Here is a 24,755-nt window from a genome sequence, read left to right on the forward strand (position 1 = left end):
ATGCTTTTGCCTGGTCGTTTGATTCGTTGGGCGCGGCCGCAGGTGCCGGGGAAGTCGGCAATAGCGATGCTCGGCACCGTGCTGCTGCTCTTCCTGCCCTTCGCCGGGCCAGGGCATTTGGGTGCGCAGGGCGATACTTCCGCCTTGGGCCGCTTGCTGAAGACCTACCAGATCAAGGCCTCCATCGGCTTGCAGTTCTGGGGGACTTACACCCGGGGGATGCAAGTGTACGACGCTACGACCAACGCCTACGCGGCGGTGGACGACCGGCTGAACACCCAGCTCCGCCGCAGCCGCTTCACCCTGCGTGGGCAGCCATACCCCACCCTCGGCTTCCAGCTTACGGCGGCGGGCGATCTGGTGGGCCACGACGTCCTGAGCGCTACCGAAGGCGGGGGCAACAACGGCAACACCCCCAAATTGGCCCTTTGGAATGCCCTGGTCAATTGGCAACTGACGCCCCGGCGGGAGCACCTTTTCCTCACGGCTGGCTATTTCCTCAACCCCGTCGGGCGGGAAAGCAATACCCCCGCCGTACGCAGCACTTCCTTCGAAAAAGCCTGGTCGCAGAACTACCTGCGGCGGCACCTCATGGGCTTTGGCGGAGGCCGGGCGATGGGCCTGATGCTGGGCGGGCAGGTTAGCGATGCAGCGGCGAAGCACCACCTCAGCTACCAGCTGGCCATGCAGAATCCCGTCTTCGCGGCCTACGCCGGCAACTCTACGGGGGCGTCGGCCAGTCCGCTGCTCAGCGGCAAAGTGGCCCTGCACTTCGGCGACCCCGAAAGCAAGAGTTACCGGCTCGGCCACCAGGTTAACTACTTCGGCAAGCGGAAGGGACTCACCCTGGCCCTGGCCGCCGCCCACCAGAGCAAAACGGATGCCTTTTCCGAAAATGCCGCCTACGGCCTCGAACTGCTCTACAACCACCCCGCTTTTCACGTGGATGGCGACTACTTTCTCCTCACCCGCCACGGCGACGCTGGCAATACCGAGGCCGCCACGGGCTACCTCCGGATCGGCAAAAACATCAACCTGCCCCGGCAACGGGTGCTGGAGCCGGTAGCCAGCTACTGGATTTTCCGCGGCCCAACCTCCGCCGAAGACATCGCCGTGGCCACCAGCAACGGATCGCTGGCGGGCGACGACAGTGGCCTCGACCTGGGCGCCAACCTCTACTTCAACCCCAACCTGAAGCTCTCCCTCTTCTACGCCCTCCGCAGCGGTAACGCCGGCGAAGGCAACCCCGCTACCCTGGCGAACAACTACTTCCAGCAGTCGGGCGCCGGGGCCATCCAGCGGGGCGATTACGTGGGGACTGGGCTGGTGGCCATCTTTTGACGGAAGATTTTCCATCCTCGCAGTAGTTCTCGGTTTAGCCTTAAATCCCTCTCCCTCGGTCCCTCTCCAAGGGAGAGGGATGACCTTTCGAGCTAAATTTTGGTAAAGAGCGAAGTTCTATTTCGCCAGGGCAGCTTTTACAACCAGTAGAGGAGAGTATTCCCTTGGTTGTAGCAAGCTGATACACTCGAAATGACCAAACTGAGTGCACAAAGTACTGCAAAGAAAATTGCTGCCATCCCCGCAACTTCCCGTTTCATCGCTTTAAACAATTGCACCATGCTGAATTTCTTAAAAGCCCTCTTTGGCTTCGGTGGCCCGGCCATCACCCCCGAACAAGTGCGGAGCGGTACCATCATCGACGTACGTTCGCCCGGCGAATTTGCCAGCGGCCACGTCAAAGGCGCGCGGAACATCCCCCTGCAAGACATCCCCCAGGCGGCGCTCAAACTCCGGCAACTGCCCCAGCCCATCATCACCTGCTGTGCTTCGGGGCGGCGGAGTGGCATTGCCGCCAGCCAGCTCCAGGCCAAGGGCATCGACGCCCTCAACGGTGGTCCCTGGCAACGGGTGCGGGATATGCTCCAACAATAAACTGCCGCCATGCACACCAGCAAACTCCTGGAAAACAACCGGCAATGGGCGGCCGGACACCTGGCCGAAGACCCCGAGTACTTCACCCGGCTCTCCCAGGGACAATCCCCCAACCACCTCTACATCGGCTGTTCGGATAGCCGCGTGGCCGCCTCGACCATGCTCAACCTGGAGCCGGGGGAAGTTTTCGTCCACCGCAACATCGCCAACCTGATCAGCAATACCGACCTGAGTGCCCTCAGCGTCATCAACTTTGCCGTCACCCACCTGCGCGTTAAGCACATCATCGTCTGCGGCCACTACGCCTGCGGAGGCATCAAGGCGGCCATGCAGAGCAATAACCTGGGCATCCTGACGCCTTACCTCAAGGAAATTCGCGACGTCTACCGCCTCCACCAGGACGAGATCAATGCCCTCCCCGACGAGCACCGTCGATACGACCGGCTCGTGGAGCTCAACGTTCAGGAACAGTGCATCAACGTCGCCAATATCCCCGAAGTGCAGGAGGCCATCCGCGAGCGGGGACTGGAGATCCACGGCTGGGTTTTTGACCTCGCTACCGGTCAGATCATTGACCTGCAGCTGGACTTGGCCCTGCTGCTCAAAGACTTTGGGACGATTTACCGGGTGGAGTGAATTGTGCGGGGGTTAATGCTATACATGACTCTTAATTGACCCCTCCCCCGGCCCCTCCCCAGAGGTGAGGGGTGACCTTCTCTGGTCTTTTCTCTTGTTTGAGGAAAATATTTTTAGTACCCAGAGTGAAGGAGGCAGGCACTATTTATGCAAAGACAGTTAACGCACAATCTGTTGAAAATCAATTTTTTAAACAAAATAAATGTATCCGTTCAAAAAGTGGGGGCCACAGGATATTTACCCCTCCCCCGGCCCGTGCGCTACGCGGCTGGCTACGCCGGTCCCGCAGGCGGAGGGGTGACCTTTTCTTGTCATTTTTCGTGCTTGAGGAAAATATTTTTAGTACCCAGAGTGAAGGAGGCAGGCATTATTTATGCAAAGGCAGTTAACGCACAATCTACTGAAAATCAATTTTTTAAACAAAATAAATCATGGCTCCTGGGCACCCCTCCCACATGGGGAGGGGACGGGGGAGGGGTCAAAAGAGTAACGTAAAATCATGCTCAAACGGAACAGCCTAGCACTAAACCTTGCTGGCCGCTGGACCTCCCCCGCTCCTCCAACTTTCTCCCCCCTTCGGGGGGTCGGGGGGGAGCACCTGCGGCCGCGCCCAGCATGAAATACTGCGCCGCAAAATGATTTTTGTCAGCGTGGGAAATGATTTTAATCACGGCCTTGTGTGATCTGCTACACACAGCCCGGGCAGCGAAAGTCCCTAATTTTGTGGTATACAAAACAACAACGATTTATTCATTAAGCCGTGCTTGAAATACCACATTTCAGGCACACAAACTCAACCACCATGAAAATTCAACAAATTTATACCGGATGTCTTGCCGAAGCCGCTTACTACATCGAAAGCGAGGGCGAGGCCGTAATCATTGATCCGCTGCGGGAAACCGATCCCTATCTGGAACAAGCGAAGGCCGATGGCGCGACCATTAAATACATCCTGGAAACCCACTTCCACGCCGATTTTGTATCCGGCCACCTGGACCTGGCGAAAAATTCCGGCGGCACCATCGTTTATGGCCCTACGGCCGAGCCCAATTTTGCGGCCCACATTGCCAAAGACGGGGAGATATTGACAGTTGGCAAGGTCAGCATCCAGGTCCTCCACACGCCGGGCCACACGATGGAAAGCGCCACTTTCCTGCTGCGCGACGAGCAAGGCAAAGACTACGCCATTTTTACCGGAGATACTTTGTTTTTGGGCGACGTCGGCCGCCCCGACCTCGCCATCAAGCAAGGGGAAATCACGGAAGAAGACCTGGCGGGCTTCCTTTTCGATAGCCTCCGCACCAAAATCATGCCCCTGGCCGACGACGTGATCGTCTACCCCGGCCACGGCGCGGGATCCGCCTGCGGAAAAAAGATGAGCAAGGAAACCGAAGGCACGCTGGGCGACCAGAAGAAATTCAATTACGCGCTGCGGGCGGATATGACGCGCGAAGAGTTTGTGGAGGAAGTCCTCACCGGCCTCGTTGCGCCGCCCCAGTACTTCCCCAAAAACGCGATGATGAACAAGATGGGCTACGAAAGCTTTGACGACATCCGCGCCCGCGGCACCCAGGCGCTGAGCCCCCGGGCCTTCACCGCCGCCTGGCAGGAAGAAAATGCCCTGGTGATCGATACCCGCACGAAGGAAGAATTTGCCGCCGGCTTCATTCCCGGCTCCATCTTCATCGGCCTCGATGGCACCTTCGCGCCGTGGGTGGGGCTGTTGGTCCCCGACCTGAAGCAACCCATCCTTTTCGTTGCCACGCCGGGGCAGGAAGAAGAAGTGGTCACCCGCCTGGCGCGCGTGGGCTACGATAACCCCATTGGCTACCTGGAAGGAGGCTTTGCCGCCTGGGCTGCGGCGGGCGAAGACGTCGACATCATGCAGGAAGTGACGGCGGAAGAATACGCCACCTCCGCCAGCAAAATGCCCCCCCTGCTGGACGTCCGCAAGGCCAGCGAATACGCCCAGGAACACCTGGTGGAGGCGATCAACTTCCCCCTCGATTTCATCAACCAGCACATGCAGGAGCTCAATCCTTCGGAGCAGTACTTCCTCCACTGTGCCGGCGGCTACCGCTCCATGATTGCGGCCTCTATCCTGCGGGCGCGGGGATTCCAGCACCTCGTCAGCATCCGCGGCGGCTACGATGCCCTCAGCAAGACGGGTTTGCCCCGCACCGACTTCGTGCCGCAAGCGACGGAATTGTAATCCTTCCGCACGATGATGTGAAGAACCTCATTTGGATTTGTAAGGGTCCGTGTCTGGCATCGTTTGCCGGGCACGGGCCTTTTTACGTTAGGGGCTCGATGCTCTGCGTCGGGCATGGTGGAGCCGCTGTGCGGGGAATAGACCTTCGGTCTTTTTTTTTGAACCACTAAGGGCACATAAAATACAGTGGGACCTGCGGTCTTTTTTTTGAACCACTAAGCACACTGAGCGCACTAAGCGGCACTAAGTTTTGGGGCTCGACGTGCTGCGTTGGGCAGTGGTGGAGTTGCTTTGCGGGGAATAGACCTTCGGTCTTTTTTTTTGAACCACTAAGAACACTGAGAGGCACTAAGCTTTGGGGCTCGACGTGCTGCGTCGGGCAGTGGTGGAGTTGCTGTGCTGGGAAAAACACCACTCCTTTTCATCATTTATCCTTAACAGGAGACTGCTTCCCGCTTGGGGAAAGCCCCCTTCGGGGGTGGGGGGATAAGATATTGATAGACGATAAACGATATTTGATACTTGATTAGCTCCGCTGCTACTTCGTGGTTGGCTGCCGCGCGCAAAACTTTTCGGCGTAAAACACCTCGACCAGAAGCACTCTTGGCCTGCATTTAAATTCCGGGGCTGAATTTTGTGGCTTAGGCTATGGGTTATGGTTAGTTTAAGCTGAAATTAGTACCGCCGCAGCCAAATGAAAATATTTGGGTGCGGCGGTTGCAGATACAGCAGGTATACCAATGGCCATGCAGAGGTACTCGCAAATAACTACTAGGAATAGTCTCGGTTATCTTTTGAATGATCCGGTTAAAGTGGGCAAGCAAAATGGATATGTTCCTGTTCTAGCGTTACCCGCTGAAGGCCAGGTTAGCTGTTTTTACTAAACCGCAGCAAAGGAGCAAAATACTTTCCCCTTTCGGCCTACTCTACCCGCCCCTTACGGATAACGGCATCGCAGCGTGAGAAAATCCGGCTCCGGTCAATTTCCCAGGAATCGTACATCGGGCCAAATACAAACTGACCGACCAAGGTGCTGTCGTTGAGAATGATGCCGTGGAAGCCAGTATTGTAACCGTCCGTATAGCCATTGGGAGTGTAGGTTGGACGTACAAAATAAGGAAGGTGAGCAAATGAAGGTACGTAAAGTTGAATACTATCAAAGCGATCCCCACGTGGTAAATAGCGCATTGATGTTGGGGAAAGAAATCTTCGATTACTTGTAGAGTCAGGAAGTTCGATAAAAATTTCTCGGGTTGTTCGTCTCGTAATAGAATCAGGGTGAACGGGCCCGGTGATTTGCAACATAAAGCCCTGATCTACCAGGCAGCCACTCATACTGCTGTACCAATCGTTAGCTTCTACGGTGCGGCATTCATATTTGCCAATAACTACCTTCGGTGGTAAACATTCACATACTTTGGTGTCGGGGTTCTCCGTCCAGCCATCGTAGCAGACCCGGAGGATTTCATTGGGATCCGGGCCTGAGACGGTATTGCCGCCACTTAGGTTGTTGATTTCGCCGCAGGAAGTCCAGCTGATCATTGCGATGGCAAGTAGCAGGACGCACAGGCGAGAGATGGGGTGTATTCTGAAAATCATGGGTTTATTTTTATTGAAATGAGTGGATTTAGTGCCGGAACCAATCTTGTTGTCGGCCCCGGCACTAAAGCTAATTAAGATTTACTTGGTGACGAGCACCTTTTGGGTTGGAAGCAGAAGCCGTCCTTGCTGATCCAGCGACGAAACCAAATATATTCCTGCTGGCAGGTTGTTTCGGTTCAACCAGCCGCTGATTAACGAATGATTAATACCTTTTGCCCCCGTTTCGTCTAAAATTAAGGCGGCAGTAAGGTTTCCAAGTACTCTTCCGTCCATCGTGTGAATGGTGTGGGTGCAACTGAGATTAAGTCCGTCTTGGTGTTTTTCACCTCGGTGGTTGAAAATTTTGCCAGGATCGACGGCAAATTCAGTCCCAATTGGTCCTTGCGGATCTTGCTCCTCCAACTCTACCTGGCAGCCTTCTTTGGAGCCAAGACGCGAGATGTCCTGTAGGCGGGGTTTCAACAAAGCTGCCCATCAGCTTATACTACCCAGGTTTCCAACCCAAGAATTCTTAGTGGACCTCAGTGCCCTTAATGCCTTCGTGGTGAAAAAACCACGCAGCGGAACAGCGCAGCGACCTGGGACGAGTACGGGATCCCTACACAAGATTAGACCGCCTTTCCCTTAATTCCTACCCTTCCGAACATCTCCGGGCGTACACCCCGAACGGCCCAACTGCAGCAGGCCGCCAGCGCGATCAACTGGAATGAGGGAATGATGCCTCCGAAATATTTTTCTTGGGACGGGTAGTAGATTCGGGAAAAAGGTTTTAGCTTGCCGTCGGGTTTACCCACTCATGCACTAAACCATCTTCATTACACCCGCTAGAACCTTGTCTTACGGGAGTGTTTTTGATAGTCCTTGCTGGTTTGGATTGGACCTGACTGGGGGTAACTTGGCCGTACTGATGTTGAGACGATTCTGTTTTGTATTTTTGGATTGGATCAACAATTGATTAGCATCGTTGGCCCAGTGGATGACCTGATAGGGGGAGGGGCGGAAAGATGTGGGAGATACGGGATTCGTGGGGTGTTTGATAGTTGAGATGTCATGTAATTGAAACGAATTGACTCAAAAAAATAAGATAGGTTATGGATATTGCAACAGCTAGAAAAATTTTAAACGTTAGTCAGGAATCATCATTTGACGATATTCGCTTGAGGTACCGAGCTATGTCAAAGAAATATCATCCAGATAATCCAAGGACAGGAGATAATAATACTTTCCTGACTGTGTCAGCCGCTTATACCATTTTACAAGCAGGGGAATTAGGTATATCAAGAAAAGAAGATATAAAAGATGATATGGAACAAGCCCTTAGTGTGAGGGATGATATCGAAGCTTATTTGGAAGAAGTAGAAGATAAATACGAGATTTTCAAGGAAGACTTGAAAATTCATACGCTAGAAGCAATTAGAAAAAAAATCAACTCTGCCACAGGAACATCCAATTTAAAGAAAATAATAAAAAAGGATATTGCAGATATTTTAACGGATACAAAAATTCGCCTAAAGCATCATTTAAAGGAGCTGGAAGATTCGGTAAAGCGTGATAATTCAGATTTCCTATTTCGGCTATTTAAAGATATGTATGTAGAACGGCAGAAATACTGGTTACTAACTCTTTACAAGAATCCAGTATTTGTAGGCGAAGTAACTGGAGTTGTTACAACCTTCCTCATCAAAGAACTACCAGCAATTCGTGAGGCTTATCCAGACTTAGTTGCTGTTTTTTCCATTTGGTGGCTACCACTGGCTATTATAGCATTAGGTTCTTTTATACTACTAGTCCAGTTTTATATGTTAAATCCCAAAACTCAATTTGTTCCACCATCGTTTTCATTAGGAGGGTTACATCAACTTGTTACGGGAAAATCAGAGAATGTGGGCTCTACTGCTGGAGAAATAGCAACAGGTGGAGCAGTGATGGGCGCATTGGCTGGTTCGCTCGTATTACCAGGTGTAGGGACGTTAATAGGTGGAGTACTAGGATCATTATTTGGCTTAGGGGGGAAATCTCTCCAACAAATCAAAGATGAAATTTATAACGGAATAGAAGAGGATATTGAATCAATGTTTGATCAACTAGATAGTATTATAAAAGAATGGTGTAAGGATTCGAAAAATAGGATATCAAAAGCAGCATTTGAAAGTTTTCATAGAAATGTAGTTAATATTTCGGGTTTTCTCAAAGCAGATTCAAAGAAAGTACTTTTATTGACTGAAGGAAAAAAGAACGTTGATTAGATGCTATGTGTATTAATTTTACAAATTCGCGCGTTTGCTAATATGTGCGTTTGTATATGCGCATATACAAATTTTCTAGGCATAGCTCCTATTGATTCTCAGTAAATTTTAGATATCTGCATCGTTAGAAAATTTGCCTAACAATTCAGTACTATGCAGCTTACCATCGCCGTCTATTGTTGCTGCTTTCATTGGCAACCACCCGCACATCAAGCATAAGGAATAAACCAAAGCAAAATTTGCGACCCAAATCTCTACAAGCCCACTATAAGGCTCCAGATGAGAAAAGATCGCCCAATGCTTAACCAACCAAAGTTTCAGCCGAAAGATTTGGATGGGTCGGGGGGAAAGCAAGGATCAAGATAATGTAGAATCGAGTCAGGCAAAAGCCACCAATTAATCACTTCCAACCCCCTACCCCAGCGATCTATAAGGGCCTCGCGCCAAAACAAACCGCAAAGCCTGGGCGAAGCCGTGGAAAAGCCACCCTCACCTACCCTCTAGTCTGCCCAAGCGCGAAACAAGGTCCGTCCAACGGCACCATATGATCAAGTCCCTTCAACAAAATGATCCTCTACCCATATTTTTTATGGAACAAACACCAGATTCAGGAAAAGTCTTAGCTTGCTGTCAGAACATCCATCCATGAAATAGACCATCACTCCCCCCTATGCCCAAGCCGATACGGCACCTTTGCCCCCAATAAAGACACCGCCCCACCAAGAACAACCAAACAACTAACCCTTTTCTTTTGCCCACCCTCAGACAGACCAAGTACAAAATGTTCATAGCAATCCCAAACTTCCTAACTTACTTTTTTCCTTATGTTTGCCTTTGAATGAAAGAATCACAAGATCTTCAAAAACTGCTATTGGCCTTTCGTGATGAACGCGATTGGGCACAGTTCCACAATGCTAAGGACCTTGCGCTGGCCTTGAGCATCGAAGCAGCAGAACTTCTTGAGGTGTACCTCTGGAAGGATGCTGACAAGGTTGACGAGGGAAAAGTACGTGAGGAACTAGCGGATGTGTTCTCATTTGCCCTTCTTCTCGCAGAAAAGTATAACTTTGATCTTACGGAAATAGTAACGGAAAAAATTGAAAAGAACCGAGCTAAGTATCCTGTCGAAAAAGCCCGTGGTTCTGCTAAAAAGTACGATGAATTATGATTGAAACCACTAATTTTTCTGTTGATGAGTTTGACTTGGATAGAAGCTTTTATAACAAGGTGATTGACCACAGTCTAGCAAAGGACAATTGGCCAATCGTTTACATTCTAAGTGATGGAACGAAGAAGGTTGCTTATGTTGGTGAAACGATTGATACCATCAGTCGCATGAAAATGCACTTTTCGCATGAATTAAAGCAAAAACTGACGGCTATTCACCTTATTTCGAGCGACCAATTCAACAAATCTGTCACGCTAGACATTGAGTCAAATCTCATCAAGTATATGGCAGCCGATAAACAGTTTACGCTGCTGAACGGAAATCTAGGCATAGCTAACCATAACTATTACCAAAAAAATAAATACTGGGATCTTTTTGTTGAGCTATGGAATAAGCTACAAAAAAAAGGACTAGCAGAAAGGTCCCTCAGTTTTATCGAGAATCTTAACCTTTTTAAGTATTCACCCTACAAGTCTCTGTCCGCTGAGCAAAATGAAGGTCTTCTTAATATTCTAAAATCTCTTGCTGAAGATACCCATAAAAATACTCTAGTTGAGGGTGGTGCGGGAACTGGAAAATCCATCTTAGCAATTTTCCTTTTTAAATTACTCACCACATCTACCGAAGACCTCAATTTTCAAGAATTTGGTGAAAATGAAGTAGAAATAATATCGTTGGTAGAAAAAATAAAGAAGGAAAAGCCCAATTTCAAAATGGCATTGGTGATTCCAATGAGTTCCTTTAGGAAGACACTACAAAATGTCTTTAGCCAGATAAACGGCTTATCTCCACAAATGGTCGTTGGACCTAGCGAAATTGCAAGCCAACGATACGATCTTGTAGTGGTTGATGAAGCACACCGACTCCGGCAAAGGGTGAACCTAGGCGCTTACTTCGGTAGTTTTGATCAGGCCAGTAAAAAATTAGGGCTCGACAGTAAGAAGAACAACGAACTAGACTGGATTCTTCAACAAGCGGACCGAACAGTATTTTTTTACGATGCGAATCAGTCGATTAAACCTTCCGATGTACCTAAAGAAAGTTTTGACCGCTTGATTGCTAGCCCAGCCACCCGCAAGCAAAAACTCCATTCACAGTTTAGGGTTCGTGGTGGAAATGATTACGTTGAGTACATTGATCGGCTACTAAATGGTCGCCTTGTACCAGGTGCGAACAAATTCAAACACCCAAACTATGATTTAAAGCTCTTCTATTCTCTAGAGCAAATGGTAGAAAAAATTAAACAAAAAAACAAAGGAGAAGGCTTGTCACGATTGATAGCTGGCTTTTCATGGCCATGGGTATCTAATCCGAAAAAGAGGAAAAAACCTGAATGGGAACCTTACGATATTATTGAAGATGGGGTATACCTTCGTTGGAACACTACCGACAAAGACTGGATTAACACCCCAGGTTCCGAAGATGAGGTAGGTTGCATTCACACAACCCAAGGGTATGATCTCAACTACGCGGGTATTATTTTTGGAAATGAAATCAGCTATAATCCAGATAATAACGAAATTATTGTTCATAAGGAAAAGTACCACGATAAAAACGGAAAGAATACAATCAATGACCCTCAACGTCTAGTCGATTACGTGATCAACATTTACAAAACAATGATGCTACGGGGCATTAAGGGTACTTACATTTATGTGTGTGATAAAGACTTGAGAAACTATTTTTCACAATTTATCCCCGTGATAGAACAGCGTCAAGAGGCTATTATAAAAGTATTACCATCGGCCGAGGTCAAGCGGTACGTAAATAGTGTCCCGTTATACCACTTAACGGCTTTAGCGGGAGGGTTCAGTGATGTTCAGGCCGTGGAATATGCTGATTGGATTGAACTTCCCGCTGGCATTACGCCCTCTGAAGATTTGTTCGCTTGCAGAGTTGTTGGAAATTCAATGAATAAAGTAATCCCAGACGGCGCTATCTGCTTGTTCAACAGGAATATTACTGGATCAAGAGGAGGAAAAACACTATTAATTGAATTAAGGGACTATACTGATCCAGACACAGAATCTGCTTTTACAGTCAAAGAATATTGGAGCAAAAAAATAGTATTAGAAGATGGTTTTTTTCACACTGAAATTATACTAAAGCCTAACTCAAGAGACCCTAACTACAAAAACATTGTAGTTACTCCCGATATGGCAGAAGACATGAAGATTCTAGGCGTATATGAAAGAGTACTTGATGGCGATTTATCCATTAACTAAACTTTCTAAGCAGTTGCTGGGCCATTGCATACTCTTGCTGAAACGGCAACTGTAACTGGCCCACCATCTCAGGTATAGCAAGTGCCCAGCTCACGTAGTAATGAGCAAGCATTTGATATCCGGAGAAATCACTGCCTGGAAGTAGCGGAACGTGGTATCCATCCTGCTCAGGGCTGATGCCGCTCATTCCAATCTGTGCAATTTGGAAGGCAATATCCTTAATTTTTGCTTGAGGCATGGGCATTAAGGATTTTAATGCACCAACCATAAACATAACAACGGCCATGTTAATATCTGCATCCTGATGCTTTTCCAAAAATGTTGACATCTCCTTTTCCCGAAAGCTTTCCGATTCAGAGCTTTCATACCCTTCCATGCCACTTGGGGGCAGAGTGATGGGATCAACTTGCTGTGAACGGTATTCATTTTCATCAAGAAGCTCAAAATATCCAAGCAATCCAAGATCATCAGCCCAGTTGTTCACTAGGTCATATTCTTCACCTGGCCCTTTGTTATTTTTGTATTCTAGGTACTCTTTAAACAACTTCTCAGCTTTTTTTAGCTGAGTGGGAGCAGGATCATGCCTACCTATAAGGTCTACTCCGTAAATATCTCTTAACCCCATCGCATTAATCAGATTGTAAGATTTTGAGCGATCCAAAATCCAAGGGTCTGAAAGCGCAACGATCTCCTTACTCGTAACCGCCTTAATCCCATCCTGCGTAAGCCTTAATAAGGAAAGAAACTGATGCGGCCGTAGCCGAGAGAAATTATCAAAAATATATTGCTCGATAAAAAGGTCAATTGGCGTGTTGTAAACTTGAGCGTTAAGCCCCGAAAAGAGCTGATCAATTACTCCGTCAACACTTGCCATCGGATAACCAGCCTTATTAAGTTTAGTGATGTATTTTCCCAGTCGGCTACGAAATTTTACTGCGTGTGCTGGCCGTGTCACGTACAGCTCATTACGTGAAGCCTTTCTAGCATCGTCCACAAACTGAAGATGAACAAGTTCGTGCAAAACCAAGTGTGCAACTGCTGTATAGTTAGGCTTGTACCGTACAAGATGATAGTCCCTATCTTTATTTTCGGCTATCTCTAATTTGGCTGCAAAAGGAATTTCATTTGATTTTTCAACTTTAATCGGCTTTCCAGAGGCCACCTCGAGTTTAGCCATATAACCTTCCACCGTGCGTATGCCATCGTTGGCCTGTACAAGTTGCTCTGCAGATTCGATAGCTATTCCAAGTACCATCTGCCCCACCCTGCCTTTGTCTCCAGCATTTTTAAGCCCTTTTATCGCCCAATCAAAAGCAATATCAAATTGTCCTTGTTGTTGACCAGCCAATGCTAGTCCTAAGTAAGTGTTGATGTATTTATCATTGAGTTCAAGTGCACGTAGTAAGTATTTCTCTCCCTCTACAAACTGTCGACGCTCCATAAGCACAGCACCAATGTTACTCATGGCAATATTGTCCTTCGGGTCTACTTCTAGAGCTTTTTCGTAGTAAGTCTTTCCGGTTTCGATATCATTTTGGTCTCGGGCAAAAATATTCCCCATCATGATCAGCGCCCATTTGTTCTCTGGGTCAAAGCGGAGAGCGTCGATCAATGCATTTACAGCACCTTCTGAATCCCCTTGATCCGAAAGAATCTGGCCTTTCATACGGTGTAATTCGGACGCATGTGGATGTCTTTCCAGCGCCCGATCAATCCCCTTCATGGCTTTGGTGTAGTTTCCTTTTGCCGCGAAGTTGGCGATCTTCTCAATTTCTCGATCAGCCTCAGCTTTCCACTGTGCTGTAGTATCAAGGGTTACAGAAACCTCGTCCCCATCAATCTTGACCTTTGCCTCAAAGTTCATCAATGTAAAGTAAGCTGTCAACAAGTCTGCGACGTGTTGATCATCCTTCAACTCGTCATCGGAAAGATGAAAGAGGTTTTGAAAAAAGGCGTTCCGCGTGAAAGATATCGTCATTGGTTAAGGGGGGCTGTAACTACCAAAGCCCAAAGATACAAAAGGAGGCACAGGTCGACAACCAACAATTTGTTTGCCATTTAAGATCAAAATGCATTAAGTATTCCGCTCGGTAGTAGCGCCAATCCTTTCGCGAATCTTCCACGCTCATCAACGTCGCTTCGGGTACCAGCCAACAGGGCTATTTCGACCCCCAGCCCACCGTCTATTACGCTTGCCCGTTTAAAAAGCAGTCATGAGGAATCTATTTTTTACACACCCACTACCGCACCAAAGTCACCTCCCCAGTCACCAACTCCTTGCTCCCATCCAAGCGGGTAAAGGACAACTGGTAGACGTACACGGCGGGCGGCAGGGGGCGGCCATCGTTGGTATTGCCGTCCCATCCGAAGGAGGCATCGCCGAGCGGAATCTGCGGAAAATTGACCAGCTGCCCGCCCCAGCGATCGAATAAACGGAAGTTCTCCACGCTCAGGATCGCCGTGCCCGCGTACACGGTAAGCAGGTCGTTGATGCCATCGCCATTGGGGCTGAAGGCGGTGGGGACGTACACCCCTACCCTTTCGTCTACCTCCACCTGTACAACCGTATCGGCCGGACAGCCAAAGGCGGAAATGAAACGCAGGGAATAAATGGTCGTTTCCTGCGGGCGGACGGAAACCGTCTGGCACGCGGGGTCAAGACAATTGACGGCCGGGCTCCAGACCACCGAATCCGCCGGGGCATTGCTGAGCAAACGCAGGACCGTACTGTCTCCCAGCAACAGGCTGGTATTCCCCAGCACGACTATTTCCGGCGTGTTTACCTGCGGGATGCGCAGTTCCAGGGTGGCGGTGCAGCCCAGGTCGTTTTCCGCGCGGAGTGCGTAGGTGCCGGCGCAGAGCCCCCCAAAGCGGGTTTCGGCGGCGGGTACTCCGCCGTCGAGGGCGTAGCGCCAGGTGGGGTCGGGGGCATTTACCAGGATGGTGCCGGAGCAGGCGTCTGCACAGTCGGGCGGCAGGGCGACCCCGTCTACTTCAATTCCTACGAGTCGGATGACGACCTCGGCCACCCCGCCCGGGCAACCCGCGCCCTCCGGTGCCCGGTAGCGAAAGCGGTATTCACCGGGGGGCTGGTCGGCCAGGAGGAAGCTCCCGCTGCTGAGGTCTACGGCTGGGTTGTTTACCGTGTTTTCGGAGGCGGCTTCCCAGCTTCCCCCGGCCGCTGCCCCCAGCAATTCCGCGAATAAGTCCAGGCTTTCGGCGGAGGCGGCGCACCGTTCTTCGACCGTGCTTTGTACGCCGGCACTGGGCGGGTCTTCGATCTCGATGACGACCCGGTAGTCAGGGAGGCACTCCAGGGCGGCCCCGTCCGGGAGGTACTGAAGGACGTATTGGCCGGCCGTAGTGCCCGCCAGCGACAGGCTGGCACCGCTGACGAAGGGGCGTCCGTTTGCGTCCGGGTTTACCACGCTCCACGTTCCGGGGGGTGCTCCGGGGGGCAACAGTGCCGTCAGATCTCTGCTTTCAAGACTTCCATTGCACCCGCGCTCCGGCGCCCTCAAAAAAATCTCCGTACAACCGCAGTCCACCACGTCGATGAGCGTCGTTGCACAATTATTTGCATCCGTAAGCAGGGCCGTGAAAGGAGTCCCACTCACAATACCCCCGAGCACTACCGTATCCGTGACCGCTGCATTGTTGACCAGGTAAGGCGGCGCTCCACCCGCCACCGCCAGGGTGACCGAGTAGCTGAGATTATCGGGCGCACAGTCGGTTTCCAGCAGTCCGAGTGTCGGCAGGTCGTTGACGACTACCGTGACGGAGTCGCTGGCGGTGCAGCCATTTTCGGTGGCCAGGATGCGGTAGGTGGTGGTCTCCGTGGGCATGACCAGCCGTTCGGCGGCGAAGTCACCGTCGGCCCAGCTGAAGCCAGCCGTACCCGTTTGTGCGCGCAGGGCAACGCTGTCGCCCCGGCAAATTTCCCGGTCCGCCCCCAGCTCCGCGCTGACCTCCGCAAATAGATCTACGCGCACGAAAGCCGTGTCCTGGCAGTTGCCCGCGCCCGCCACCGCAAAGTAGGTCTGCGCAGTTTGGGGCATTACCTCCAGTTCGGGCCCTACCGTGCCATCGCTCCACCGGAAAGGGCCGTCACCACTCGCGGTGAGCAGCGTCGACGTTCCCGGGCAGATGCTGCGGTCTTCCCCGGCAAAAACGCTGGCCCGGGGGCGCACGGTAACCCGTACGCTATCCGTGACGGAGCAAGTTTCCGTAAATCCCACGACGCGGTAAACCGTAGTGGCCGTGGGGCTGACCCTGATTGCTGGGGTAATCTCCCCGCTTTCCCAGGCGTAGCTTTCTGCGTCTGCGGCCCGCAGCGTGATGGTGTCTCCCGGGCAAATCTCTGGCACCGGCGTCAGGCTCAGCCGGGGGACGGTGACGTCCAGATTGATGGTATCGGAGGCCGTGCAGCCCGCCGCGTTGGTCACCACTACACCGATGCTGACGGAAGTATCCGCTTGTACTGTAAGCGTACTAGTCGCCGCGCCGTTGCTCCAGGCAAAGGCCACCCCATCCCCCTGGGGAATAAGGTCGGTGGTTTCGCCCAGACAAAGGCTTTGGTCCGCCCCGAGGTCGGCCGTCGCGGCGGGCAAAACCGTTAGGAAGACGGAATCAGTGACCGCACAGTTTCCCGTCCCCACGGACGCGGAAATGAAGGCGCTGGCTGCGGGCCGGACGGTGATTTCTTCGGCGACTTCTCCGGTGCTCCAGCGAAACGGACCAGTGCCCTGCGGCCGCAGCGTGATGCTGTCTCCCGGACAAAGATTCGGGTTGGACCCGAACGAAAGGACAAAGTCATTGGTCACCTGCACCTGAATGGTATCGCTGGCCGTACACCCCTCAATGGTTGCCAGCAGGCTCACGGTTTGGTCTGCCGTAGGTGCCAGGCGCAGTACGCGCTCCTGGCTGCCCGTCGACCAGGCGTAGGCTTCCGCGATTGGCGCGGTCAAGACCAGCGAATCACCCGGGCAGATCACGCGGTCGGGTCCCAGATTGATGGTCGGTGCGCGTACCGCAACGCGGAGGGTATCGGCGGCGGAGCAGCCGGCGGCGGAAGTAACGGTGAGCGCAAAATCCCCGCCGGCGACGGGCCGCAAGGTGAGGGTGCTGGCGGACGATCCGTCGCTCCAGTCGTAAGCAGCCGCCGGAAACTGGCTGGCCAGGGTGATCTCTTCGCCCGCACAAACGGACACATCCGGACCGAGGGCTACCTCAGGCAAGGGCCTGACTTGCACGGCCACCGTATCGGAAACCTGGCAATTCCCCGCACCAGCAACCACTACGAAACTGGTATCCCGCAGCGGATTCACCAAAATGGTTTCGCCGGTAAAGCCGGTGCTCCAGGTGAAAGGGCCGGAACCACTGGCGGTAAGTGTCAGCGTATCCCCGGCACAGAGGCTTTGGTCGGGGCCCGCATCCGCCGAAACGACGGCCAGTACAGTGATCGTTGACGTAGCAGAAACGGAGCAGTTGCCGGTGCTGGCCGTTGCCGTGAACGTTTGCGTCCCCTCGGTTTGCAGAGGGATGGTCGGGGTGGTTTGGCCGTCTCCCCAGAGAATGTCCGTAAAGTCTCCGACGGCAGTGAGGGTGGTGGCTTCTCCGGCGCAGTAGACTTGGTCGCCACCCAGATCAAGCGTAGGCAGGGGCCTGACTTCCACGGCCACCGTATCGGAAACCTGGCAATTTCCCGCACCCGCTACCACTACGAAACTGGTGTCCCGCAGGGGATTCACCAAGATGGTTTCGCCGGTAAAGCCGGTGCTCCAGGTGAAAGGGCCGGAACCACTGGCGGTAAGCGCCAGCGTATCCCCCGCACAAAGGCTTTGGTCGGGGCCCGCATCCGCCGAAACGACGTCCAGTACAGTGATCGTTGTGGAGGCGGAAACGGAGCAGTTGCCCGTGCTGGCCGTTGCCGTGTACGTTTGCGTCCCCTCGGTTTGTAGTGCGATGGTCGGGGTGGTTTGGCCGTCCCCCCAGAGAATGCTCGTAAAATCTCCGACGGCGGTGAGGGTGGTGGCTTCTCCGGCGCAGTAGACCTGGTCGCCCCCTAAATCCAGCGTAGGCTGGGGGCTTACGGTTACGGCAAGTTCATCGGTCGATCGGCAGTTGCCCGAGCCCACCCGGACCGTGTAGGTGGTGGAAGTGGTGGGGCTGACTGTGATGCTGGCACCAGTTTGGCCGTTGGACCAAAAGAAAGGGCCATCGCCCGTAGCGGTCAAGACGGCTGTCTCCCCTGAGCAAATGTTCTGATCGGGGCCCGCCGTCACTTGCGGAACCGGCGTGATGGTAATCAAGACGGTTTCCGACACGGTACAATTTCCGTTGCTGGCCGTGGCGGTATATTCCTCGGTGCCAGCGGTGTGCAGCGAAATGGTCGGGCCCGTTGCTCCCGTATTCCAGACCACGTCCGTGTAGGAGCCGAAGGCAGTGAGGGTGGTGGCTTCTCCGGCGCAGTAGACCTGGTTGCCCCCCAGATCCAGCGTAGGTGGGGCGGTAACCGTTACGGTCTGCTCATCGGTCGATCGGCAGTTGCCCGAGCCCACCCGGACCGTGTAGGTGGTGGAAGTGGTGGGGCTGACTGTGATGCTGGCACCGGTTTGGCCATTGGACCACGTGAAAGGCCCGTCGCCGGTGGCGGTCAGTACAACAGACTCTCCGGCGCAGATGCTTTGGTCGGGGCCCGCCGTCACTTGCGGGGCGGGGGTGATGGTAATGGTGACGGATTCGGAAACGGAGCAATTGCCGTTGCTGGCCGTGGCGGAGTAGACCTGGGTGCCGGTGGTGTGCAGCGGAATCGTCGGTCCCGTTGCCCCCGTATTCCAGACCACGTTGGTGTAGGAACCCAGGGCAGTGAGGGTGGTGGCTTCGCCGGCGCAGTAGACCTGGTCGCCACCCAGATCCAGTGTAGGCTGGGCGGTGACCGTTACGGCCTGGGCATCGGTGGATTGGCAGCTCCCCGAGCCGACCCGGACCGTGTAGGTGGTGGAAGTGGTGGGGTTGACTGTGATGCTGGCACCAGTTTGGCCATTGGACCATGTGAAAGGCCCGTCGCCGGTGGCGGTCAGTACAACAGACTCTCCGGCGCAGATGCTTTGGTCGGGGCCCGCCGTCACTTGCGGGGCGGGGGTGATGGTAATCGTGACGGATTCGGAAACGGAGCAATTGCCGTTGCTGGCCGTGGCGGAGTAGACCTGGGTGCCGGTGGTGTGCAGCGGAATCGTCGGTCCCGTTGCCCCCGTATTCCAGACCACGTCCGTGTAGGAACCCAGGGCAGTGAGGGTGGTGGCTTCGCCGGCGCAGTAGACCTGGTCGCCCCCCAGATCCAGCGTCGGCTGGGCGGTGACCGTTACGGCCTGGTCAGCGGTAGATTGGCAGCTGCCCGAACCCACCCGGACCGTGTAGGTGGTGGACGTGGTGGGGCTGACCGTGATGCTGGCGCCGGTTTGTCCGTCGGACCAAAAGAAAGGGCCGTCGCCGGTGGCGGTCAGTACAACAGACTCTCCGGCGCAGATGCTTTGGTCGGGGCCCGCCGTCACTTGCGGGGCGGGGGTGATGGTAATGGTGACGGATTCGGAAACGGAGCAATTGCCGTTGCTGGCCGTGGCGGTATAGACCTGGGTGCCGGTGGTGTGCAGCGGAATCGTCGGGCCAGTTGCGCCCGTATTCCAGACCACGTTCGTGTAGGAGCCAAAGGCGGTGAGGGTGGTGGCTTCGCCGGCGCAGTAGACCTGGTCGCCACCCAGATCCAGCGTAGGCTGGGCGGTGACCGTTACGGTTTGGAAGTCGGTGGATTGGCAGCTCCCCGAGCCGACCCGGACCGTGTAGGTGGTGGAAGTGGTGGGGTTGACTGTGATGTTGGCACCAGTTTGGCCATTGGACCATGTGAAAGGCCCGTCGCCGGTGGCGGTCAGTACAACAGACTCTCCGGCGCAGATGCTTTGGTCGGGGCCCGCCGCCACGTTGGGGGGAGGAAGGACATTCACGGTAATTTGGTCCGTTACAGTGCAAGAACCGAAGTTTGCCGTGGCGGTGTAGGTCGTCGTTGTCGTGGGGGCCACGTTGATCGTGGCCGCCGTTTGGCCGGTACTCCAGGTGACGGGACCACTACCGTTGCTGCTCAGGCTGATGGATTCCCCGGAACAAATTTCCTCGTCAGCGCCCAGATCCAGGGCAGGTGCTGGCTCGATGAGTTGTTCCAGTTCCACTTCGCAGCCGCCGTCGGTTACGGTAACCCGGTACAGGGTTGGGGTGGTGGGGTTGACGGAAATGGAAGGGGTTGCTGCTCCCGTAGACCAGGAATACGTGGCACCGGGAGGAATGACGCCGACCACTGAAAGATCTACGGGAGTACCTGGGCAGGCCACCGTGGCGCTGGCGTCCAGGGTAACGTCCAGGGCAGAGCTGCTGGTGGAGAATTCCAGTTCCCAGTTCAGTATTTCCCCTATATCGGCAAAAACGAAGTCGTTTACGTACAGCTGCCAGTTGCCGTCAGCATTTTCGCCGGCGAAGGTGCCGGCCAGCGTGAACGTTTCCAGGGCGGGGACATTGGAGAAGGGAGGTGTCAGGCTTTGCTGCCGTCCTTCGGGCCGGAAGGATCCGGTGTAAGGAGGCCCACCAAAAACAATATTAGTTGGGGCATCGTCCCTAAATTCCGTGTTGCTCCAGTTATTGCCCGCTCCCCCGTTCCCCGAAGTAAGTTCGAGTATCGTCCCTGCCGGGCTGATCAGAAAAATGGCTACGTCGCCCGTCCAGGTGTGGAGGACATTGATCAGGACGCGCTGCAGGGTCCGGCAGCCGCCCAAGGTGCCGACCCCGGTGACATTCGCATTAGATACCGTTATGCCTACGGTAGCACCGGAGCCTGCGTTAGGGGGGATCGGCAAATTCTGCTCTCCCTGAAAAACCTGCCCCCAGAGCGCCGTGGGAAACAAGATATATGCCAAATACCACCCCCTGAATCTTGCTGCGTTCCTCATCTTTCGCCCATTGATGCCTTAAAACCCTACTGCGGGAGCTGGCTCCTACTGCCTTAAAGGTAATGCTTCCCCTGTCGATGTTAGAATCAGACCGTGTTCAGGGAAAGTAGTTCCGGCTAGTGTGGACAATCACTTCGCCTTTGTCCGCTCCGTGACTAATCAAGGCCGTACCTGACGGATCAGGCACCATACCAAAACCCATCCCCCTGCATAAACGCCCAAAAAAAGGGGCGAGCAGCCAAGCCACTCGCCCCGGAAAAACTAATAAAAGGATGTAAAAATGAATTCCTGCCGCGTTGGCGCCTGCGCTACACGTCCTGTCCCTTCATCATCTTATTCCAGTAGAGGTAAGGGAGCATGTATTTCTTGAGCATCCACAGCCGCCAGTGTTCCTTGGAGCTGTCTTTGATCAGCAGCTGCTTCAGTTTGGGGTCGGGGATGAACTTGTTGTCGTAGTCAAACTCTGCCAAGACCATCTTGCCGTAGTCCGTCACCAGGGGGCAAGACGAATACCCGTTGTAGGACATCGTCCCCAGCTTCCCCGTTTTGATCAGCAGCGCGAGGTTATCGACCACGATGGGCACCTGCTTACGGATGGCCGCCCCCGTTTTGGCGGTGGGCAGGGCCGCGACGTCGCCGAGGCCGAAGATGTTGGGGTAGCGCTTGTGCTGCATGCTGTGGTGATCTACGTCGAGCCAGCCGGCGGCGTTGACCAAGGGGGAATCCTGCACGAATTTCGGGGCCACGGAGGGCGGTGCCGTGTGGAGCATATCGAAGTGGATGCCCGTCAGGTCGCCATCCCTTTCCGTTTTCACGTTCTTGTGGTTGTGCTCCGCCGCGAAGTCCGCCAGGGCGTACCAGGCGATGCGGTTCGGACCGTCGATTTTCTTGAGCTGGTAGCCGAAGCGCAGGTTGAGGTCCTTGCGGTCTACCACCTCCATGAGGGTTTTCTTGATCTCGGGGACGCCGAAGATGACCGTTCCGGCGGTAGCAAACACCACCTCGCTTTTCTCACGGACCCCGTTTTTGCGCCAGTAGCTGTCGGAGAGGTACATCGTCTTCTGGGGCGCGCCGCCGCACTTGATGGGGGTAGTGGGCTGGGTGAAAAGGGCCGTGCCGCCCTTAAAGTTTTTCACCACCTCCCAGGTGTGTCGGGCATCGGTGTAGTTGCTGCAGACCACGCCTTTGCCCAACGCCTCGCCCAGGCCCGGTACCAGGCTCATGTCGTAGGCCAGGCCGGGAGCCACCACCAGGTAATCGTAGGTAAAGGTGCCGGAAGTGGCGGTGTGGACGCTGTTGTTGGCGGGGTCGAAGCCCGTCGCCCGGTCCTTTATCCAGGTCGCCTGGGCCGGCATGACCGAGGCCATGGGGCGGGCCGTTTTGGCAAAGTCGTAGGTACCCGCCCCCACCAGCGTCCAGGCGGGCTGGTAGTAATGCGTTTCGGCGGGTTCGATGATGGCCACCTGGGTGAGCTTTTGCTGCTCGATCAGCTGGGCGGCCACCATGATGCCGGCGGTGCCGCCACCGATGATGAGCACTTGATGATGTGTTGACATGATTGCTTTGACTTTAAGTTTTGACAAAGCTAGGACCTTCGCCAACGCAGGTTTGTGACCCGGATCACAGTAGCAACTGCTCTTTTTAACCGACCTTTGCCCCAAGAAAAACGAGCCGTGCGCAGGTAGCGCACCAATGCCCCCCGCCTTATGTCCTGGATCCAAGATGCCCAAGCCATGTTCCGCCACAAATGCGCCGAATGCCACCAGGGAGACATGTTCCCCACGGGATCCTTCAGCTTCAAGCGGCCCTTCGAAATGCACGAGCGCTGCCCGAAATGCAACGCCAACCTGATGCCGGAACCGGGCTTTTACTACGGCGCCATGTTCATGTCCTACATCTTTTCGGCCTTCATCAGCCTGGGCATCGTGATGCTCACGCACTGGGTGCTGGACTACAGCCTGCTGGCCTCCTTCTTCATCCTCATCGCCGTAGTAGGCGTCTTTTTCGTGTGGTGGTTCCGCTTTTCGCGGGCCTTCTGGCTCAACCTGATCGTAGGGTTCCGGCCCGAAAAAGCCAAGATTGCGGCGGAGAAATAAATAGACGTCCCTCGCTCAAAAAGACTTACCTTACACCTGCGGCCGCGCAAAATGTAAGCGAAAGCTGCACCTAATTACGCAAAAAATCAGCGTATTTTCGGCGCGCACGCAGGTGCACGGATAGTAATAAAAAAGCAATATTTTGTCGGTCCCGTCGGGCACTGACTGCTCCACTTTAGAAAAGATCGCAAGTAGGCTGGGGATTGCTGTTCCATTTGCCGAATATCCCTGTCCGAACAATAAAGCAATTCTGTTATGGACGTAGAAATACTCGCGCGAATTCAATTCGCATTTACCATTTCCTTCCACTACATCTATCCGCCCCTGAGCATCGGTCTTGGCCTGCTGATGGTGATTATGGAAGGCCTCTACCTGAAAACGGGCAATAAAGAATACGAAACGCTGGCGCGGTTTTGGACGAAAATTTTCGCCCTGACTTTCGGCATCGGCGTAGCCACGGGCATCGTCATGGAGTTCGAGTTCGGCACCAACTGGGCCACATATTCCCGCTACGTGGGCGATATTTTTGGTAGTGCCCTGGCCGCCGAAGGCATTTTCGCTTTTGCCCTGGAAAGTGGATTTCTCGGGGTATTACTTTTTGGCTGGAACCGCGTGAGCCCCACGGTGCACTTTATTTCCACCATCGGCGTTTTTCTAGGCTCCATGTTTTCGGCCATCTGGATTACGGTGGCCAACAGCTGGCAACAGACGCCAGCGGGCTACCAGATTGTGGGCGAGGGGATGGAAGTGCGGGCCGAGATTGTCGATTTCTGGGCCATGGTTTTTAATCCCAGCAGCGTAGACCGCCTCACCCACGTCTGGATCGGCGCATTTCTGGCCGGGGCATTTCTGGTGCTCAGCGTACACGCGTATTACCTGCTGCGGGGGCGCTACGTGGAATTGTCAAAAAAGGCCTTCAAAATTGCCCTGGCGGTGGCTACGATTTTTAGCCTGTCCCAATTATTTACCGGCCACCGCAGCGCCGAATACGTAGCCGAATACCAGCCTGCTAAGCTGGCGGCGATGGAAGGCCACTTCGCAGCCAGCGCGCCGGCGGATCTTTATCTCTTCGGCTGGGTCGATAAAAATCAGCAAAAAACCAGCGGCATTGCCATTCCCGGCGGACTAGGATTTTTGCTGGAGCAGGATTTTTCCGCCCCCGTCACCGGCCTCAACGCCTTTGCGGAGGAGGATCGCCCCGGCCAGGTCAACGCCGTTTTTCAATTTTACCACCTGATGGTAGCCATCGGCATGGCCCTGATCGGGCTGACGCTGCTGGCCTGTTTTTTCTGGTGGCGTGGCGTGCTTTTTCAGCAACGTTGGTTATTGCACATCTTCGCCTGGGCCGTCATTTTACCGCAGTTGGCCAACCAATTCGGCTGGTTTACCGCCGAAATGGGCCGGCAACCGTGGGTGGTGTACGGCCTGCTGCGGACTTCCGACGCGCTGTCGTCCGTCGTCACCGCCAACCAAGTCCTGTTTTCCCTGATCGGCTTCACCATCATCTACGCCTTGCTGCTGGTGCTTTTCCTCTACCTGCTGAATAAAAAAATCAAGCACGGTCCCTACGACGAAAGCGATACGCCCGACCGGCCCCTGCAAGAAGACATGGCCCGCGTGGCCGGCGGAGAGATTTAAAATA

The 24,755-nt window shown here is 53.7% G+C and carries 14 protein-coding genes; 9 read left to right on the forward strand and 5 right to left on the reverse strand.

Translation table 11 applies throughout. The features are described 5' to 3' along the window. The 4 genes from H9S92_RS02000 (at position 1) to H9S92_RS02015 (ending at position 4,783) form a co-directional block, all read left to right on the forward strand. On the forward strand, positions 1 to 1,341 hold the full coding sequence (locus H9S92_RS02000) for a hypothetical protein (protein WP_187465054.1): 1,341 nt from the start codon (positions 1 to 3) through the stop codon (positions 1,339 to 1,341). Positions 1,342 to 1,620: 279 nt separating this feature from the next. Then, a complete protein-coding gene (locus H9S92_RS02005) occupies positions 1,621 to 1,935 on the forward strand; it encodes a rhodanese-like domain-containing protein (RefSeq protein WP_187465055.1) in 315 nt (104 codons plus the stop codon). Between the two features lie 9 nt (positions 1,936 to 1,944). Next, positions 1,945 to 2,571: a carbonic anhydrase gene (locus H9S92_RS02010; protein WP_187465056.1), complete on the forward strand. Its 627-nt coding sequence runs from the start codon at positions 1,945 to 1,947 to the stop codon at positions 2,569 to 2,571. 802 nt (positions 2,572 to 3,373) lie between these two features. Beyond that, on the forward strand, positions 3,374 to 4,783 hold the full coding sequence (locus H9S92_RS02015; protein ID WP_187465057.1) for an MBL fold metallo-hydrolase: 1,410 nt from the start codon (positions 3,374 to 3,376) through the stop codon (positions 4,781 to 4,783). Between the two features lie 921 nt (positions 4,784 to 5,704). Here H9S92_RS02015 and H9S92_RS02020 read toward each other — a convergent pair. Both H9S92_RS02020 and H9S92_RS02025 read right to left on the reverse strand, forming a co-directional pair. Continuing rightward, on the reverse strand, positions 5,705 to 6,382 hold the full coding sequence (locus H9S92_RS02020; protein WP_187465058.1) for a hypothetical protein: 678 nt from the start codon (positions 6,380 to 6,382) through the stop codon (positions 5,705 to 5,707). An 81-nt stretch (positions 6,383 to 6,463) separates the two neighbouring features. After that, the gene (locus H9S92_RS02025) at positions 6,464 to 6,847 is read right to left on the reverse strand and encodes a hypothetical protein (RefSeq protein ID WP_222935937.1); all 384 of its coding nucleotides are present in this window, start codon (positions 6,845 to 6,847) and stop codon (positions 6,464 to 6,466) included. Between the two features lie 629 nt (positions 6,848 to 7,476). Here H9S92_RS02025 and H9S92_RS02030 point away from each other — a divergent pair. From H9S92_RS02030 to H9S92_RS02040, 3 genes are all read left to right on the forward strand, one after another. Then, positions 7,477 to 8,631: a DnaJ domain-containing protein gene (locus tag H9S92_RS02030; protein ID WP_187465060.1), complete on the forward strand. Its 1,155-nt coding sequence runs from the start codon at positions 7,477 to 7,479 to the stop codon at positions 8,629 to 8,631. A gap of 838 nt (positions 8,632 to 9,469) precedes the next feature. After that, on the forward strand, positions 9,470 to 9,799 hold the full coding sequence (locus tag H9S92_RS02035) for a nucleotide pyrophosphohydrolase (RefSeq protein WP_187465061.1): 330 nt from the start codon (positions 9,470 to 9,472) through the stop codon (positions 9,797 to 9,799). Further along, a complete protein-coding gene (locus H9S92_RS02040; RefSeq protein ID WP_187465062.1) occupies positions 9,796 to 12,024 on the forward strand; it encodes a DNA/RNA helicase domain-containing protein in 2,229 nt (742 codons plus the stop codon). Before H9S92_RS02035 ends, H9S92_RS02040 begins: the two co-directional genes overlap by 4 nt. Here the strand turns inward: H9S92_RS02040 and H9S92_RS02045 are convergent. The 3 genes from H9S92_RS02045 to H9S92_RS02055 form a co-directional block, all read right to left on the reverse strand. Then, entirely contained in the window at positions 12,017 to 14,002 is a 1,986-nt protein-coding gene (locus H9S92_RS02045) for a tetratricopeptide repeat protein (protein ID WP_187465063.1), read from the reverse strand. The genes H9S92_RS02040 and H9S92_RS02045 overlap by 8 nt on opposite strands. A 262-nt stretch (positions 14,003 to 14,264) precedes the next feature. After that, positions 14,265 to 20,984, reverse strand: a complete 6,720-nt coding sequence (locus tag H9S92_RS02050) for a proprotein convertase P-domain-containing protein (RefSeq protein ID WP_187465064.1) — start codon at positions 20,982 to 20,984, stop codon at positions 14,265 to 14,267. A gap of 341 nt (positions 20,985 to 21,325) precedes the next feature. Then, positions 21,326 to 22,573: an NAD(P)/FAD-dependent oxidoreductase gene (locus H9S92_RS02055; RefSeq protein WP_187465065.1), complete on the reverse strand. Its 1,248-nt coding sequence runs from the start codon at positions 22,571 to 22,573 to the stop codon at positions 21,326 to 21,328. A gap of 150 nt (positions 22,574 to 22,723) precedes the next feature. On the opposite strand from H9S92_RS02055, the gene H9S92_RS02060 reads away from it, so the two are divergent. Beyond that, on the forward strand, positions 22,724 to 23,113 hold the full coding sequence (locus tag H9S92_RS02060) for a DUF983 domain-containing protein (protein ID WP_187465066.1): 390 nt from the start codon (positions 22,724 to 22,726) through the stop codon (positions 23,111 to 23,113). A gap of 255 nt (positions 23,114 to 23,368) precedes the next feature. After that, entirely contained in the window at positions 23,369 to 24,751 is a 1,383-nt protein-coding gene (locus tag H9S92_RS02065; protein WP_187465067.1) for a cytochrome ubiquinol oxidase subunit I, read from the forward strand. The last annotated feature ends 4 nt before the right edge of the window (positions 24,752 to 24,755 follow it).

It is taken from the genome of Neolewinella lacunae (assembly GCF_014349155.1).
Taxonomy (GTDB): Bacteria; Bacteroidota; Bacteroidia; order Chitinophagales; family Saprospiraceae; genus Neolewinella; species Neolewinella lacunae.